This is a genomic window from Anoxybacillus sp. ST70 (assembly GCF_019553625.1).
In the GTDB taxonomy this organism is placed as follows: domain Bacteria; phylum Bacillota; class Bacilli; order Bacillales; family Anoxybacillaceae; genus Anoxybacillus; species Anoxybacillus gonensis.
The window spans coordinates 134222-148661 of sequence record NZ_JAHZOF010000008.1; the positions used below are offsets into that span (position 1 = coordinate 134222).

15 protein-coding genes, 2 rRNA genes and 1 riboswitch are annotated in these 14440 nt (G+C 43.8%); of the genes, 3 read left to right on the forward strand and 14 right to left on the reverse strand.

The genetic code is table 11. The features are described from left to right. Positions 1-16 precede the first annotated feature (16 nt). The gene (locus K1I43_RS11700) at positions 17-280 is read left to right on the forward strand and encodes a YgaP family membrane protein (RefSeq protein ID WP_009360730.1); all 264 of its coding nucleotides are present in this window, start codon (positions 17-19) and stop codon (positions 278-280) included. A 50-nt stretch (positions 281-330) separates the two neighbouring features. Further along, positions 331-435 carry an EYxxD motif small membrane protein gene (locus K1I43_RS15880; RefSeq protein WP_009360731.1) on the forward strand — a complete coding sequence of 35 codons (105 nt, stop codon included), beginning with the start codon at positions 331-333 and terminating at the stop codon, positions 433-435. Here the strand turns inward: K1I43_RS15880 and purD are convergent. The 12 genes from purD to purE all read right to left on the reverse strand — a co-directional run bounded on the left by purD (position 398) and on the right by purE (position 13041). Then, entirely contained in the window at positions 398-1678 is a 1281-nt protein-coding gene (gene purD, locus K1I43_RS11705; RefSeq protein WP_136260234.1) for a phosphoribosylamine--glycine ligase, read from the reverse strand. The genes K1I43_RS15880 and purD overlap by 38 nt on opposite strands. A gap of 15 nt (positions 1679-1693) precedes the next feature. After that, on the reverse strand, positions 1694-3229 hold the full coding sequence (purH, locus tag K1I43_RS11710; RefSeq protein WP_136260235.1) for a bifunctional phosphoribosylaminoimidazolecarboxamide formyltransferase/IMP cyclohydrolase: 1536 nt from the start codon (positions 3227-3229) through the stop codon (positions 1694-1696). After that, positions 3207-3809 carry a phosphoribosylglycinamide formyltransferase gene (purN, locus tag K1I43_RS11715; protein ID WP_136260236.1) on the reverse strand — a complete coding sequence of 201 codons (603 nt, stop codon included), beginning with the start codon at positions 3807-3809 and terminating at the stop codon, positions 3207-3209. Before purN ends, purH begins: the two co-directional genes overlap by 23 nt. Next, positions 3806-4843 carry a phosphoribosylformylglycinamidine cyclo-ligase gene (gene purM, locus K1I43_RS11720; protein WP_136260237.1) on the reverse strand — a complete coding sequence of 346 codons (1038 nt, stop codon included), beginning with the start codon at positions 4841-4843 and terminating at the stop codon, positions 3806-3808. The genes purN and purM overlap by 4 nt, the downstream gene beginning before the upstream one ends. Beyond that, positions 4806-6233, reverse strand: a complete 1428-nt coding sequence (purF, locus tag K1I43_RS11725; RefSeq protein ID WP_009360736.1) for an amidophosphoribosyltransferase — start codon at positions 6231-6233, stop codon at positions 4806-4808. Before purF ends, purM begins: the two co-directional genes overlap by 38 nt. After that, a complete protein-coding gene (purL, locus tag K1I43_RS11730; protein WP_136260238.1) occupies positions 6209-8431 on the reverse strand; it encodes a phosphoribosylformylglycinamidine synthase subunit PurL in 2223 nt (740 codons plus the stop codon). The genes purF and purL overlap by 25 nt, the downstream gene beginning before the upstream one ends. Then, positions 8415-9101, reverse strand: a complete 687-nt coding sequence (gene purQ / locus K1I43_RS11735) for a phosphoribosylformylglycinamidine synthase subunit PurQ (RefSeq protein ID WP_009360738.1) — start codon at positions 9099-9101, stop codon at positions 8415-8417. The genes purL and purQ overlap by 17 nt, the downstream gene beginning before the upstream one ends. Continuing rightward, positions 9098-9352: a phosphoribosylformylglycinamidine synthase subunit PurS gene (purS, locus tag K1I43_RS11740; RefSeq protein ID WP_009360739.1), complete on the reverse strand. Its 255-nt coding sequence runs from the start codon at positions 9350-9352 to the stop codon at positions 9098-9100. Before purS ends, purQ begins: the two co-directional genes overlap by 4 nt. Continuing rightward, on the reverse strand, positions 9340-10062 hold the full coding sequence (gene purC, locus K1I43_RS11745) for a phosphoribosylaminoimidazolesuccinocarboxamide synthase (protein WP_009360740.1): 723 nt from the start codon (positions 10060-10062) through the stop codon (positions 9340-9342). Before purC ends, purS begins: the two co-directional genes overlap by 13 nt. 66 nt (positions 10063-10128) lie before the next feature. Next, complete coding sequence (purB, locus tag K1I43_RS11750) at positions 10129-11424, reverse strand: adenylosuccinate lyase (RefSeq protein WP_009360741.1); 1296 nt, start codon at positions 11422-11424, stop codon at positions 10129-10131. Continuing rightward, complete coding sequence (purK, locus tag K1I43_RS11755; protein ID WP_009360742.1) at positions 11421-12569, reverse strand: 5-(carboxyamino)imidazole ribonucleotide synthase; 1149 nt, start codon at positions 12567-12569, stop codon at positions 11421-11423. Before purK ends, purB begins: the two co-directional genes overlap by 4 nt. Continuing rightward, a complete protein-coding gene (gene purE / locus K1I43_RS11760; RefSeq protein WP_009360743.1) occupies positions 12553-13041 on the reverse strand; it encodes a 5-(carboxyamino)imidazole ribonucleotide mutase in 489 nt (162 codons plus the stop codon). Before purE ends, purK begins: the two co-directional genes overlap by 17 nt. Positions 13042-13147: 106 nt before the next feature. After that, a riboswitch (purine riboswitch) is annotated at positions 13148-13249 on the reverse strand. A gap of 153 nt (positions 13250-13402) precedes the next feature. Between purE and K1I43_RS11765 the strand changes: the two genes are divergently transcribed. Then, on the forward strand, positions 13403-13792 hold the full coding sequence (locus K1I43_RS11765) for an Hsp20/alpha crystallin family protein (RefSeq protein WP_009360744.1): 390 nt from the start codon (positions 13403-13405) through the stop codon (positions 13790-13792). A 128-nt stretch (positions 13793-13920) separates the two neighbouring features. On the opposite strand, the gene rrf is transcribed toward K1I43_RS11765, so the two are convergent. Both rrf and K1I43_RS11775 read right to left on the reverse strand, forming a co-directional pair. Further along, positions 13921-14037, reverse strand: a 5S ribosomal RNA gene (gene rrf / locus K1I43_RS11770). A gap of 74 nt (positions 14038-14111) precedes the next feature. Continuing rightward, positions 14112-14440 (reverse strand): 23S ribosomal RNA (locus tag K1I43_RS11775); the annotation flags it as partial.

Consider the following 14440-nt stretch of genomic DNA (forward strand, 5'->3'; position numbering starts at 1 on the left):
AAAAAGGAGGAAAAATATGAAACAAAACATCGGTGTCATTAACGCCATGATTCGCATTACATGCGGATTTACGATGCTTGCTTGGGCAACAGCAAATTTTTCTCGCAAACCTTGGCGCGAATCATATATATGGGTCATCATGCTCGCTGCGATGAAAATTGCGGAAGGTATCGTTCGTTTTTGTCCTGTTATGGCGTTATTTGAACGATATCAATGCCATTGTGACAGCAACAATGGGAAAGAAAAAGCGATTCCGATTGAGCCAGTTAACCCTTCGTAACAATAACCCCCTTGTATGCTTACAAGGGGGTAAAAAAGGAGAGAGCCAATATGATTGCTGAATATATAACAGATACGTTCTTCATTCTTATTCTTTTAATCGGCAGTCTCGTTGCGCTTAGTTTTGTATATGTTCGCAAGCGACGTGCCCGATAGCTTTATACCCAATGTCACGCCGATAAAATAGTTGATCGCATTCAATATATTGTATTTGTTCATACACAAGACGCTGTGCTTCTTTCAATGTTTTTCCGCTCGCAACAACAAGGAGCACTCGTCCCCCATCTGTTACCCACTCATCGTTTATACGCTTCGTTCCAGCATGGAAAATTTGCGCTTTCGTTACTCGTTCAATTCCCTGAATAACAACACCTTTTTCATATTGTTCAGGATATCCTTTAGCCGCTAAAACAACTCCAATCGTTGCTTCATCGCTCCAACGGAATGTAATCGGTTGATCTTCTAAAAGCGAAATGATCACTTCAACAAGATCGTTTTGTAATCGCGGCAAAATGACTTGCGCTTCTGGGTCGCCGAATCGGGCATTAAATTCAATCACTTTCGGTCCTTCTTTTGTTGCGATTAATCCTGCATATAAAAACCCTGTAAATTCGCATCCTTCTTGTATTAACGCCTTAGCCGTCGGTTTCACAATCGTTTCAATCGCTTCCTGAACAGTTTGTTTGCTTATTTGCGGAACAGGAGAGTAAGCGCCCATCCCCCCTGTGTTCGGTCCTTCATCGCCATCAAACGCACGCTTATGATCTTGTGCAATAACCATCGGATAAACGCGTTCTCTATGCACAAACGCCATAAGTGAAAATTCTTCGCCTTGTAAATATTGCTCAATAACAACTTGTGCACCAGCTTCACCGAACTTTTTTGTGACCATTATATCATGCAAAGCATGAAGTGCTTCGTCGATCGTCATTGCTACCGTTACACCTTTTCCTGCTGCAAGCCCATCCGCTTTAATGACAATCGGCGCCCCTTGTTCACGCACATAATGAACAGCTTCATCGTAATTTGTAAACGTCGCATAATTTGCGGTTGGGATGTTGTATTTTCTCATCAGTTCTTTCGCAAACGCTTTGCTTCCTTCGATTAATGCGGCTTGCTGTTTCGGACCAAAAATGCGCAATCCTTCCCTTTCAAAACGATCGACAATACCAGCTAATAGCGGTGCTTCTGGACCAACGATCGTCAAATCGATTGCCTCTTTTTTCGCCCATTGTACGAGCGCTTCGACATCGGTTTCTGAAATTGGAACGCGCGTAGCAATCGAATTCATCCCATCGTTTCCTGGTGCTGCATATACACGAGTGACACGCGAGCTTTGTGCCACTTTCCATACAAGCGCATGTTCTCGACCACCACGCCCGATAATGAGCACTTTCATCTGTCGTTGCCCCCTTTAATGTTTAAAATGCCGAACGCCTGTAAATACCATTGCAATTCCATATTCATTTGCTTTTTGAATGGAATCTTCATCACGAATCGAGCCGCCTGGCTGAATAATGGCAGTCACTCCCGCCTGTGCAGCGGCCTCAACGGTATCGCTCATCGGGAAAAAAGCATCAGAGGCTAAGACGGCGCCTTTCGCATGCTCACCAGCTTGTTCTATCGCAATTTTCGCCGCTCCTACACGGTTCATTTGTCCAGCGCCAACACCAATCGTCATTCCGTTTTTTGCTAGTACAATCGCATTCGACTTAACATGCTTCACCACACGCCAAGCAAACGTTAAATTCGCCCATTCTTCTTCGGTCGGCTTCCTTTCTGTCACGACTTGCAGCGTTGCATCATCAATTGTATATGTATCTTCGTCTTGGACGAGCAATCCGCCGCGCACCGATACGATAAACGGCTCTTGTTTCCGCTCTGCTTGGAAATCAACAGTTAACAAACGAATGTTTTTCTTTCTCGTTAAAATGTCTAGCGCTTGTTCTGTAAATGACGGGGCGATAATGATTTCTAAAAAAATGTCGTTTAACTTCGCGGCCGTTTGCTCATCAACTTCACGATTTAACGCCACAATGCCGCCAAAAATCGACGTCGCATCAGCCTCATAAGCTTTTTGAAACGCTTCAGCGATCGTTTCACCGACACCCACTCCACACGGATTCATATGTTTCACCGCCACCGCTGCCGGTTCGGCAAATTCCGCAACAATTTGTAGCGCTGCGTTGGCATCGTTAATGTTGTTGTACGACAACTCTTTTCCGTGCAACTGCTTTGCTGCTGCAATAGAAAACGGTGAGCTGAGCGGTTTTTCGTAAAATGCAGCCGTTTGATGCGGATTTTCACCGTATCGTAACGATTGTTTTTTCACAAACGTCATTGTCATCGTTTCCGGATACGTTTCTCCAACAATGTTTGTCAAATATTGCGCAATCATCGCATCATATGCTGCTGTATGGCGAAATACTTTCGCAGCTAATGCCCGTCTCGTCTCAAGCAATACTTCGCCATATTGTTTGAGCTGTTCAATGACTAACTCATAGTCAGTAGGATCGACGACAGCTGTGACATAAGCATGGTTTTTCGCCGCCGCTCTCAGCATAGTCGGACCGCCAATATCGATATTTTCAATCGCTTCCATAAACGGAACGTTTGGCTTGGCGATCGTTTCTTGGAATGGATATAAATTGACAACAACAAAGTCAATTGGCGTAATGGCATGCTCTTGCAACTGCTTTTTATGCGTTTCATCATCTCGAACAGCTAACAGTCCACCGTGAATGTTTGGATGAAGTGTTTTCACACGTCCGTCTAAAATTTCTGGAAAGTTTGTCACATCAGAAATGCTTACGACAGGAATGCCATGCTCTGCTAATACGCGCTTCGTTCCGCCCGTTGAAATAATTTCAACACCTAACTCAACTAGTTGTTTAGCAAACGTAACAATTCCTTTTTTATTTGATACGCTAATGATCGCTCGTTTTTTCATGATTTGTACTCCCTTTCTCCGTCAACAATTGTTGAATGACTTGTGGATATAACGTATGTTCTATGTCATGAATGCGACGTTCAACACTTTCTAATGGCTCCCCATCATAAATGTATAACGCTTGTTGCGCAATGATCGGTCCTGTATCCATTCCTTCATCAACATAATGCACCGTTACCCCCGTCACTTTCACACCGTAACGATACGCTTGACCGATCGCATCTTTACCCGGAAACGCTGGTAAAAGAGACGGATGAATATTTACAATTTTGTTTGGATACGCCTGCAAAAGCGTTGAACCGATCAGTCGCATATAACCCGCAAGAACGATCCATTCAACTTCTTTTTGTTGTAGTTGTTTTAAAATTTCACGTTCAAACTGCTGTTTCGTTTCATATTGTTTAGGGTTAAAAACAAACAGCGGAACGTGTTCACGAATCGCTCGCTCAATTACTTTTGCATGCGGTCGGTCACATACGAGAAGCGCAACTTCCGCTTGCACTTCTCCTTTTCTCACTGCATCAACAATCGCTTGAAAATTCGTTCCGCTTCCTGAGGCAAAAATCGCTATTCGCTTCATTCCACTTTTCCTCCAGCAAACGATACACCCGATCCTTCTTTGATTCGACCGATGATATACGCTTTCTCTCCACACGATTCAAGCAACTGCACAACATCTGGCACGATGTCGCTATCGACAGCTAACACAAAACCGATACCCATATTAAAAATATTGAACATCTCCATTCGTTGTAGCTGTCCGTGTTGTTGTAAAAAGCTAAAAATTGCTGGAACGGACCATGAACCGTAATCAACTTCAGCTTGCAATCCGCTCGGTAACATGCGTGGAATGTTTTCGATAAAACCGCCACCTGTAATATGTGCCATCCCTTTTATATGAAATTGTTTTAACGCTTCGCGCACCGCTCGAACGTAAATGCGCGTAGGGGTTAATAGTTCTTCGCCAAGCGGGCGAACAAATGGTTCATATACGTGATCCAATTGCAAATTCGCATCTTTTATAATTTTTCTCACGAGCGAATAGCCGTTGCTATGCAAACCGCTCGAAGCTAAGCCGATCAACACATCGCCAGGAACAATCGCTTCTCCTGTAACTAATTTTTCTTTTTCCACCACTCCAACCGTAAACCCTGCTACATCGTATTCATCTTCAGCATACATGCCCGGCATTTCTGCTGTTTCTCCTCCAATAAGCGCACACCCTGCTTCGACGCAGCCATCAGCAATTCCTTTTACAATATGCTCGATTTTTTCTGGCACCGCTTTTCCGCAAGCAATGTAGTCGAGAAAGAAAAGAGGCTCCGCCCCTTGTACGACAATATCGTTTACACACATAGCTACACAGTCTATTCCGATCGTATCATGCCGATCGAAAGCGAACGCAAGCATCAGCTTCGTCCCAACTCCGTCCGTTCCTGATACAAGGACAGGTTGCCTATACCCGAGCGAAGACAGATCAAACATTCCACCAAAACCACCTAAACTTCCAAATGCACCGATTCGGGCAGTTTTAGCGACATGTTTTTTCATTCGTTCTACTGCTTCATACCCAGCTTCAATATTCACTCCAGCTTGTTTGTACGCATGCGCCAACGTGCTCCCCTCCAATCCTTGTCGGATATTGTCCAGTGAAACAAGCTAAACATTGTCCGCAGTTCTTTGAATCGTTTGATCTTCCAATCGCCTGCAAAAGTCCTTCTTGACTTAAAAAGGCGAGGGAATCAGCTTCAATAAGCTGACGAATTTCTTCAATCGTGTGGTTAGCAGCAATAAGCTCAGCTTTTGTTGACGTATCGATCCCATAAAAACATGGATGCGTAATTGGCGGTGAGCTAATGCGCACATGTACTTCCGTCGCCCCTGCCTCTCGAAGCATACGTACGATACGCTTGCTCGTCGTTCCACGTACAATCGAATCATCAACCATCACAACTCGTTTGCCGGCTACAACTCCACGAACAGGCGATAATTTCATTTTTACCCCTTGTTCACGAAGTGCTTGAGACGGTTGAATAAACGTCCGACCAACATAACGATTTTTAATGAGCCCTAATTCGTAAGGAATGCCTGTCGCTTCCGCGTAGCCAATCGCCACCGAAATGCTCGAATCCGGTACACCTGTAACAACATCGGCTTCCACAGGTGCTTCAAATGCTAGCTGCTTCCCAAGATTTTTCCGTGCTGTATGAATGTTAATGCCATCCACGTTGCTGTCAGGACGAGCGAAATAAATATATTCCATGCTACAAATAGAGCGAGACACCCTCGGGGCAAAACGCTCAGAACGAATACCTTGTTTGTTAATCATGATGAGTTCTCCCGGCTCCACTTCTCGCTCATATGTGGCACCAATGACATCAAACGCACACGTTTCCGATGCCACAACATACGCCTCACCTAAGCGCCCAAGTGATAAAGGACGAAAACCATGTGGATCCAAAGCGATATACATTTCTGTTTCCGTCAAAATGAGAAAAGCAAAAGCGCCACGTAAATGCGTCAACGCTTCTTTAATTCGTTCTTTTAAAATTGGTTCGCCGCTGCGTTTAATTAAATGAGCAAGCACTTCAGTATCAGACGTCGTTTGAAAAATGCTCCCTTGTTGCTCTAAACGAAAGCGTAATTCATCGGCATTCACTAAATTTCCGTTATGCGCAAGCGCTAAACTACCACCTTGCGAACGAAACAAAAGCGGCTGAACATTCGCATATCCGCCCCCACCCGCAGTAGAGTAACGGACGTGGCCGATAGCAGCCATGCCCGTTAGTTTTTCTAATTCCCCGCGACTAAACACTTCCGTCACTAAACCAAGTCCTTTATGAAACTGGAGCGTTCCGTTTCCTCCAACGACAATGCCCGCGCCTTCTTGTCCGCGATGTTGTAAACTATGCAGCCCGTAATACGTTAACGTCGCTGCTTCCTCGTGTCCCCAAATACCGAAAATCCCACACTCTTCGTTTAATCCTTTGATTTCAGCAAGCATGGAATAGCTCCTTTCCATACATTTCGCATCGTTTCTACCGGAATGTGAACAATGCATGTATCTCCACTTGTCACATGAAGCGTTCCGTCATTTGTCACTTCCCCAATACATATTGCTTGAACGAGTTGTTCGAATGATTGTTGATGTTCTTTTTTCACAGAAACAACAAAGCGGGATTGCGTTTCACTAAACAGTTCAGAAACGACGTCACCACTAATCGTCACACGTGCACCTAAACCTTGGGCATCGATTAAACATTCCGCAAGCGCAACCGCTAGACCACCCTCGGACACATCGTGCGCAGAGGCCACAACTCCTGCCCGAATAGCAGTGAGAAGCTGTCGTTGTCTTGTCGCCTCAACGTGTAAATCAATCGTTGGAGCTTTACCGAAAATACGACCTGTTAGCCATTTTTGTAGCTCGCTCCCACCAAATTCTTGCTTAGCTTCCCCAATGACATAAATCAAGTCGCCAGGTTGTTTAAATGCTTGTGTCGTAATATGACTGATATGTTCAACGACCCCAACCATGCCGACAATTGGTGTCGGATAAATTGCTTCGCCGTTCGTTTCATTATAAAGCGATACATTTCCACTAATCACAGGCGTTTCAAGTACACGGCACGCTTCGCTCATTCCCTCTACTGCTCTTTCAAGCTGCCAAAAAATTTCTGGTTTCTCTGGATTACCGAAATTTAAGCAATCCGTGACAGCAAGTGGCTGAGCTCCGGAACAAACGATGTTGCGTGCTGCCTCCGCAATCGCAATTTTCCCACCGACTTCTGGATTTAAATAGACGTAGCGAGAATTGCAATCGGTCGTCATCGCCAACGCTTTATTCGTCCCGCGAATACGTAAAACCGCCGCATCAGATCCCGGCGCAACAACTGTGTTTGTTCGAACCATGTAGTCGTATTGTTCATATACCCATTGTTTGCTTGCAATCGTCGGTTGATCTAATAACGCGAGCAACGTTTCTTCATAGTTATGAATGGTCGGCACATATTCCATCGTTTGAAACTCGCGATAATACACCGGTTCTTTCGATGGCTTATAATATACAGGCGCATCTTTAGCTAGTGCATCAACTGGAATTTCTGCGACGACTTCTCCACGGTGATACAAGCGCAACATATGGTCATCTGTTACGCGCCCAACCGCTTTCGCTTCTAGTCCATATTTCGCAAACACATCCATTATTTCTTGTTCGCGACCTTTTTTCACAACGAGCAGCATACGCTCTTGCGATTCAGATAGCATCATTTCATACGGCGTCATTCCTGTTTCACGCTGTGGAACGAGATCTAAGTTGAGTTCGATACCAGAACCAGCTTTGCTCGCCATTTCCGCTGACGAACTTGTTAAACCTGCAGCCCCCATATCTTGCATGCCAACGAGTGCATCAGAATGAATGACTTCCAAACAAGCTTCAAGGAGCAATTTCTCCATAAACGGATCCCCCACTTGAACAGCTGGACGCTTTTGTTCGGATTGTTCCGTTAATTCTTCCGATGCAAATGTTGCCCCATGAATGCCGTCACGCCCCGTCTTAGCACCGACATACATGACCGTATTTCCAACGCCTGCAGCAATTCCTTTTTGAATATCTTCATGCCGAATAAGCCCAACACACATCGCATTCACAAGTGGATTTCCTTCATACGCAGCATCAAATTGTACTTCACCACCGACTGTCGGAATGCCAACGCAGTTTCCGTACCCAGCAATACCTGCGACAACGCGTTCAAATAAATATTTCACACGCGGTGACGTTAATTCGCCAAAGCGAAGCGAGTTTAATAACGCAATTGGTCGCGCTCCCATCGAAAACACATCGCGAATAATGCCCCCAACGCCCGTCGCCGCCCCTTGATACGGCTCGATCGCAGACGGATGGTTATGGCTCTCAATTTTAAACGCAACGGCTAATCCATCTCCAATATCTACAATACCTGCACCTTCTCCTGGCCCTTGCAATACATGTTTTCCTTCCGTTGGGAACTTCTTTAATACAGGCTTCGAATTTTTATAACTACAATGTTCCGACCACATCACAGAAAAAATGCCCGTTTCCGTATAGTTTGGGAGACGACCAAGGATACGTTCAACCATCGCAAATTCTTCGTCCGTTAACCCCATTTCACGATACAATTTTTGTTCTTTAATCATTGTTGGACTTGGTTCAAGTAGTAACGACATGTGCGTCCCTCCAATATGTCACGATTGATTGAAACAGTTTTAACCCGTCAGCTCCGCCAAGCAGCTCATGAACAGCACGCTCAGGGTGCGGCATCATCCCAAGTACATTTCCTTTTTCATTCACAATCCCTGCAATGTTTTGTAAGCTGCCGTTTGGATTTTCCCCTTCATATCGAAAAACAATTTGATTGTTGGCAATAAGCTGTTGCAACGTTTGTTCGTCACAATAATAGTTTCCTTCCCCGTGCGCAATCGGAATGGTAATTACTTCCCCGCGTTCGTATTGTGATGTAAACATCGTTTCGTTATTTTCAACGCGAAGTTTGACTGGACGACAAATAAATGTTAACGTATCGTTGCGTCGCATCGCTCCTGGAAGAAGACCCGCTTCGAGTAAAATTTGAAATCCGTTACATACACCTAAAATCGGTTTTCCTTCATCTGCTGCTTTTTTGATCGCTTTCATCACATTAGAAAAGCGCGCAATGGCTCCAGATCGTAAATAATCACCATATGAAAAACCACCTGGCAAAAGAATGGCATCAAACTCATCTAAACAATGTGCATCATGCCAAACGTATTCGACGTCTTCTCCTAATTCGTCCGCAACCGCATGATACATGTCAACATCACAATTCGAGCCTGGAAATACAACGACCGCAAATTTCACTGCACGACGACCTCCTCAATGTCATAGCGATAATCTTCAATAACCGTATTCGCTAACAATTTTTCGCACATTTCCTTTACGACTGAATCAATATCGCGGTCGCTTTTTTCCACCAATAGCTCCATAAATTTTCCAATCCGTACGTCTTGCACTTCGTGGTAGTTTAATGTATGAAGTGCTCCTTTTACCGCATTGCCTTGTGGATCTAATACGTTTTCACGCAATGTGACATACACCTTTACTTTATACATGATAATCCTCCTAATCGTTGTAAAAGTTTCGTATATGTTTCTGTTAAGTCGCCTAAATCGCGGCGAAATACATCTTTATCAAATTTTTCTTTCGTGTGTACATCCCATAGTCGACACGTATCTGGGGAAATTTCATCCGCTAGCAACACCGCCCCCGTTTCATCTTTTCCAAACTCTAATTTGAAATCGACAAGCTGTAAGTCACACGAGCGAAATAAAGAAGTTAAAATGTCGTTCACGCGAAACGCCATTTGCTTCATGTGCACGAGCTCATCGGGGGTAGCAAGTTGCAACAAAGCGATATGATCTTCTGTTAATAGAGGATCGCCTAAGTCGTCATTTTTGTAGTAAAATTCTACAATCGGTTTCTCGATGACGGTCCCTTCCTGAAGACCGATTCGTTTCGCTAGACTACCGGCGACAATATTGCGGACAACAACTTCGAGGGGAATAATCGTCACTTGTCGCACAAGCTGTTCGGTGTCAGATATTTTACGAATAAAATGATTGTTTACACCCGCTTCATGCAAAAAGAAAAATAGTAAACTCGTAATCTCGTTATTTAATCTCCCTTTTCCAGCAATCGTTGCCTTTTTCTCACCATTAAATGCTGTTGCTTCATCTTTATATTCAATCCATAACATCCCTTTTTCATTTGTTGCATACACTTTTTTCGCTTTTCCTTCATATAGAAGGTGTTGCTTTTCCATGTTCTCTCCCCCGTTTATACAGAATATTAGCAATTTTTTATATATAGGTAAGGCGATTCACCTTACCTACTGCAAACCAAGTCGGCTAAAAATCGTATCAACATGTTTTAAATGATAGTTGTAATCAAAACAATCTGCGATTTGTTCCTTTGTTAAACGACTTGTAATGACTTCGTCTGCTTCAATTAACGAGCGGAACGGCACTTGTTTTTCCCACGCTTCCATCGCTTTCGGCTGTACAAGGTCATATGCTTCCTCGCGCGTCATCCCTGTATCAATAAGCGCCAATAATACGCGTTGCGAATAAATAAGTCCAAGGGTACGATCCATATTTTTCTTCATGTTTTCAGGGAATACCGTCAAGTTTTTCACAATGTTTGTAAAACGATGAAGCATGTAGTCTAGCGCGATCGTTGCATCCGGTAAAATAATACGCTCCGCAGACGAGTGTGAAATGTCACGTTCATGCCAAAGCGGTACATTTTCATAAGCTGTTAACATATAGCCGCGAATGACGCGCGCCATGCCTGTCATGTTTTCTGAACCGATCGGATTGCGCTTATGCGGCATAGCTGATGAACCTTTTTGTCCCTTTGCAAAAAACTCTTCCACTTCACGCGTTTCACTTTTTTGTAATCCACGAATTTCAACTGCAAATTTTTCAATAGATGTCGCAATTAAAGCGAGCGTCGCCATATAGTGCGCATGGCGATCACGCTGCAAAGTTTGCGTTGAAATCGGTGCAGGCTGTAAGCCAAGTTTTTCACATACGTATTGTTCAACAAACGGATCAATGTTTGCATACGTGCCAACGGCACCAGAAATTTTTCCAACGCGCACAGTTTCCGCCGCTTGCTTAAAACGTTCCAAATTTCGCTCCATTTCTGCATACCAAAGCGCCAATTTCAACCCGAACGTCGTCGGTTCAGCATGTACACCATGTGTCCGTCCCATCATAACCGTATATTTATGTTCGATCGCCTTCTCTTTTAACACCGCAATAAAATTTTCTAAATCGCGTAATAAAATTTCATTTGCTTGTTTTAATAAATACGATAATGCCGTATCAACGACATCCGTAGATGTAAGGCCGTAATGTACCCACTTTCGCTCTTCCCCTAACGTTTCTGATACAGCACGTGTAAAGGCAACGACATCATGGCGCGTTTCTTCTTCAATTTCTTTAATACGTTCAATGTTGAATGATGCATGTTGACGAATTTTTTCCACATCTTCTTTCGGAATAACACCTAATTCGGCCCATGCTTCACACGCTAAAATTTCGACTTCTAACCAAGCACGAAAACGGTTTTCTTCCGTCCAAATCGCTCCCATTTCCGGTCTTGTGTAACGTTCAATCATACATTCATCCTCCGATCTTTCCAAATCGCAAATTCATCTATTTTTCGTTGCATCTCATCCACATCATCAACTAACCACGTGATATGCCCCATTTTTCGCTTCGGCTTCGCTTCTTTTTTTCCATAAAAATGAACATGAGCATCACGAAATTGATCGATGTTTCGAATAACATCGTCAACATGTTCTCCTAAAATATTGACCATAATTGTAGGTTTTAACAATTTCGTACTGCCAAGCGGCCAATTGCATACGGCACGAATATGTTGTTGAAATTGCGATGTGATACAACCGTTTATTGTATAATGACCTGAGTTGTGCGGTCTAGGGGCAAGTTCGTTAACATATAATTGTCCGTCTTTTGTCAAAAACATTTCAATTGCTAACGTGCCAACGAGTTGGAACGCTTCTGCTAACTGTTTCGCATATGTTTCTGCTTGTTCGATCATGGGCTGACTGATTGGGGCAGGAGCAATTGTTTCATGCAAAATGTTTTCGCGATGAATGTTTTCAACAACAGGAAATAGCGCCACCTCACCAGAAACATTTCGGACAACGATAATGGATAACTCTTTTACAAACGGCACCCACGCCTCCAATACACACTCACCATAAGTTAAAAGCGAACTTGCTGCGTATATATCATCTAAACAACGAATGACAACTTGCCCTTTTCCATCATACCCACCTCGGCACGTTTTCAACACAGATGGAATCCCAATCTCTCGAATCGCTTCTTCTAATTCTTCTTTTGTAATGACAAGTCGATAAGGTGCAACAGGTAAGCCTACAGACTGAACGGCCCGTTTTTCTTTCCAACGATGTTGTGTAACAGCAAGTAACTCACTTCCTTGCGGCACATATCCCTTCTTTGCCAATCGCTTTAATGCATCGGCATCAATATTTTCAAACTCATACGTAACGACATCACTAACTTCAGCTAACTGATGTAACGCTTCTTCATCGCTATACGAAGCGACAATTTCAATGTCGGCTACTTGAGCACACGGAGATTGTGGGGTCGGATCGAGTACTGCCACAAAAAATCCCATCTCTTTTGCCGCAATTGCCATCATTCTTCCAAGTTGCCCTCCGCCAATAATCCCGATCGTTTGCCCTGGAACAATCGTTTTACTCAAGCTGATCACTACTTTCCATCACTTGTTTTCGAATCGTCTCACGTCGCTTGCGCAATGCTTCCATATACGTTGGCTCATACGTTCCAAGAATCGAAACAGCAAGCAACGCTGCGTTTATCGCACCTGCTTTTCCAATCGCTACTGTCGCTACTGGTACCCCGCCTGGCATTTGAACAATGGAGAGTAAAGAATCTAAACCGTTTAGCGCCTGAGATTTTACCGGTACCCCAATAACTGGAATTGTTGTTTTTGCTGCTACCATTCCCGGTAAATGTGCAGCCCCGCCCGCTCCAGCAATGATCACTTTTATTCCGCGTTCTTCCGCTGATTCGGCATATGCAAACATATAGTCTGGCGTACGATGGGCTGAAACAACTTTTTTTTCGAACGGAACACGTAACTCTTCTAATATATCGCACGCATAACGCATCGTTTCCCAGTCTGACTGACTGCCCATAATAACAGCTACAAGTGGCTGCATCTATATTCACCTCTTTTTATCATTCAGAAAAAAATCCAGAACGATGCCCTCGATAATAAGGGAAAGCATCGTTCTGGACATATTTCGCCCATGGGGTGAAAAAAGCCAATAAGATCCTTTCCCTCATAGTCCAATAATTTACGGTTATTGGGTAGAGACTTTCGGGCCATATTCCCAAAATTATATGAGGGTTCCATAACGTATTCACTTACTTTCATCTTACCAGTCATTTTTAAATCATGTCAACACAAAATCGAACATTTTTAAAAATAAAATATTTAATGTTCGGTTTTTGCTTAAAAATCACCATTTTATTTATTGCATCGTATAGTAAAAAGAAAAAGAGAAAGGAGGAAAAATAATGGACTGGACGAAACAATGGGAAGCGTTTTTTTCTAATCCTTTTTGGAATTCATCAAACGTTTTTTCTTCTCATACACCTGGCATCAATATGTATCGTCGTGAAAATGAATTACTCGTCATCGTTGCAATCCCAGGTTTACAGGATGTACACGATGCGGAAGTATATATTCATTACAATACGTTAGAAATCAAAGCAAACGTTCAATTACATTTTGAAGGGTTTGAATTAATTGAAGAAGGAATTACACAAGGACCGTTTGAGCGAGTCATGCAACTTCCTTTCCCTGTGGGAGAAAAAGTCAATGCTGTATACGAGAACGGGCTACTTTTTATTCATCTTCATCGCCTCGTTCCTGATCATATAAAAAGAAAAGTGGAAATTAAATAAAAAATGAGCTAACCAATATCGGTTAGCTCTTCACTATGGGGGAGAGGATTGTAAAAGCGTTAAACGCAAATACATGGACAAAAAAAGTTAGAGAACAAAATAGAGATGCTCTCTAACTTGCTATGTCCGCCCGGCAACGTCCTACTCTCGCAGGCGGTGTCCCGCCAACTACCATCGGCGCTGGAGAGCTTAACTTCCGTGTTCGGGATGGGAACGGGTGTGACCTCTCCGCCATCGTCACCGAGCAATATGATGAAGGATTATTCCTTCAAAACTAGATAACAGGGGTTGCATTGTCGCCTACGCTTTTCTTGTGTGTTTAGTTAAGTCCTCGATCGATTAGTATCCGTCAGCTGCACGTGTCGCCACGCTTCCACCTCGGACCTATCTACCTTGTCATCTTCAAGGGATCTTACTCGCTTGACGCGATGGGAAATCTCATCTTGAGGGGGGCTTCACGCTTAGATGCTTTCAGCGCTTATCCCTTCCGCACATAGCTACCCAGCTGTGCCCCTGGCGGGACAACTGGTACACCAGCGGTGCGTCCATCCCGGTCCTCTCGTACTAAGGACAGCTCCTCTCAAATTTCCTACGCCCGCGACGGATAGGGACCGAACTGTCTCACGACGTTCTGAACCCAGCTCGCGT

Coding starts and splice junctions, on each gene's coding strand:
- K1I43_RS11700 (WP_009360730.1), top strand. CDS start 17: ATGAAACAAAACATCGGTGTCATTAACGCCATGATTCGCATTACATGC.
- K1I43_RS15880 (WP_009360731.1), top strand. CDS start 331: ATGATTGCTGAATATATAACAGATACGTTCTTCATTCTTATTCTTTTA.
- purD (WP_136260234.1), bottom strand. CDS start 1,678: ATGAAAGTGCTCATTATCGGGCGTGGTGGTCGAGAACATGCGCTTGTA.
- purH (WP_136260235.1), bottom strand. CDS start 3,229: ATGAAAAAACGAGCGATCATTAGCGTATCAAATAAAAAAGGAATTGTT.
- purN (WP_136260236.1), bottom strand. CDS start 3,809: ATGAAGCGAATAGCGATTTTTGCCTCAGGAAGCGGAACGAATTTTCAA.
- purF (WP_009360736.1), bottom strand. CDS start 6,233: ATGCTTGCTGAAATCAAAGGATTAAACGAAGAGTGTGGGATTTTCGGT.
- purL (WP_136260238.1), bottom strand. CDS start 8,431: ATGTCGTTACTACTTGAACCAAGTCCAACAATGATTAAAGAACAAAAA.
- purS (WP_009360739.1), bottom strand. CDS start 9,352: ATGTATAAAGTAAAGGTGTATGTCACATTGCGTGAAAACGTATTAGAT.
- purC (WP_009360740.1), bottom strand. CDS start 10,062: ATGGAAAAGCAACACCTTCTATATGAAGGAAAAGCGAAAAAAGTGTAT.
- purB (WP_009360741.1), bottom strand. CDS start 11,424: ATGATTGAACGTTACACAAGACCGGAAATGGGAGCGATTTGGACGGAA.
- purE (WP_009360743.1), bottom strand. CDS start 13,041: ATGCAGCCACTTGTAGCTGTTATTATGGGCAGTCAGTCAGACTGGGAA.
- K1I43_RS11765 (WP_009360744.1), top strand. CDS start 13,403: ATGGACTGGACGAAACAATGGGAAGCGTTTTTTTCTAATCCTTTTTGG.